Consider the following 1,926-nt stretch of genomic DNA (forward strand, 5'->3'; position numbering starts at 1 on the left):
GAGTCATCAAGACCGTCCTCGCGCTCCAGGCCGGAGTGCTGCCCCGCACCCTGCACGCCGACGAGCCGTCACCGCACGTCGACTGGTCCGCCGGCACGGTCCAACTGCTCACCGAACCCCGCGACTGGCCGGACACCGGCCGTCCCCGGCGGGGCGCCGTCTCGTCGTTCGGCGTGAGCGGCACCAACGCCCACGTCATCCTGGAACAACCGACCGCCCCGGCGCCGGTGCCGCCGACCGGCGGTGGGCAGCTCCCCGCCGTACCCGTGGTGGTCTCCGCAACGACCGCACCCGCCCTGCGGGCGCAGGCGGCGGCCCTGCTCGACCACCTCAGCGAGGATCCCGCCGCCCGCCTCACCGACCTCGGCTGGTCCCTCGCCACGACCCGGGCGGCCCTCGAACACCGCGCGGCGATCGTCGCGACCGACCTCGACGAGGTACGCCGGAGCCTCACCGCCCTGCGCGACGACACCACGGTTCCCGCCCTCACCACCGACGTCACCGCCGACGGGCGCATCGCGGTGCTCTTCACCGGGCAGGGCAGCCAGCGGGCCGGGATGGGCCGGGAGCTGTACGACGCCTACCCCGCCTACGCCGACGCGTTCGACGCGGTCTGCGCCCACCTGGACACCCACCTCGACCGGCCGATCCGCGACCTCGTCCTCGACCCGGCACACGCCGACCTGCTGAACCGCACCGAGTACACCCAACCGGCGCTCTTCGCCGTCGAGGTGGCCCTGTTCCGGCTCTTCGCGCACTGGGGCATCGTCCCGGACTACCTCGCCGGGCACTCGATCGGCGAGCTGAGCGCCGCCCACGTGGCCGGCGTCCTCGACCTGGCCGACGCGGCCGCCCTGGTGGCGGCCCGTGGCCGGCTCATGCAGGCGCTGCCCGACGGCGGTGCGATGGCCGCCGTCCAGGCCGACGAGGCGGAGGTGCTCGCCTCGCTCGACGGGGTGGACGGCCGGATCACCGTCGCCGCGGTCAACGGACCGTCCTCCACTGTGGTCTCGGGAGACGAGTCCTCGGTCGAGCAGGTCGTCGCGTACTGGTGCGACGCCGGGCGGCGAACCAGGCGACTCCAGGTCAGCCACGCCTTCCACTCACCGCACCTGGACCCGATGCTCGGCGAGTTCCGGCGGGCCGCGACCGCGGTGACCTACCGGCCGCCGCAGATCCCGATCGTCTCCACCCTGACCGGCCACCTCGCGACCACTGCCGAGCTCACCTCGCCGGAATACTGGGTACGGCACGCCCGGGACACCGTCCGCTTCGCCGACGCCGTCCTCGAACTCCACCGGCACCAGGTCCGTACGCTGCTCGAACTCGGCCCGGACCCGGTGCTCGCCGCCATGGCCGAGGAGACCCTCGCCGACCAGCCCGGCCGCGCGGCGATCGCCGTGGCCGCCCTGCGCGGCGGGCACCCGGAACCGCTCACCGTCCTCACCGCGCTCGCCCGGCTGCAGACCCGGGGCGCCGACCCCGACTGGGCCGCGGTCTACGCGGGCTCCGACGCCCGCCGCACCCCGCTACCCACGTACGCCTTCCAGCACCAGCCCTACTGGCTGCACTCGGACCCGGCCGACGTCGCGTCCAGCAACACCGGCCACCCGCTGCTGCACACCGCCACGACGCTCGCCGACACCGGTGAGGTGCTGTTCACCGGCCGTCTGGCCACCGCCCGGCAACCCTGGCTCACCGACCACACAGTGCTCGGCACCGCGATCCTGCCCGGCACCGCGTTCGTCGAGATGGCCGCGCACGCCGCCGACCACGTCGGCTGCGGCCAGGTCGAGGAACTCACACTGGAAGCACCACTCGTCGTCCCGGACGCCCGGTCGGCCGGCGGTAGCGTGCGCCGATGACCCCGCCGGGACGTCGCGTGGCAGTGGTGACCGGCGCTGCCGGCGGCCTCGGCCACGCCAT

At 74.6% G+C, this 1,926-nt stretch carries 1 protein-coding gene; it reads left to right on the forward strand.

The genetic code is table 11. The annotated features are described in order from the left end of the window. Nucleotides 1-1,865: acyltransferase domain-containing protein (locus ACWCO3_RS34310; protein WP_450014153.1), on the forward strand; the 1,865-nt coding region annotated here is incomplete at its 5' end. Nucleotides 1,866-1,926 lie beyond the last annotated feature (61 nt).

It is taken from the genome of Micromonospora sp. NPDC002411 (assembly GCF_053592955.1).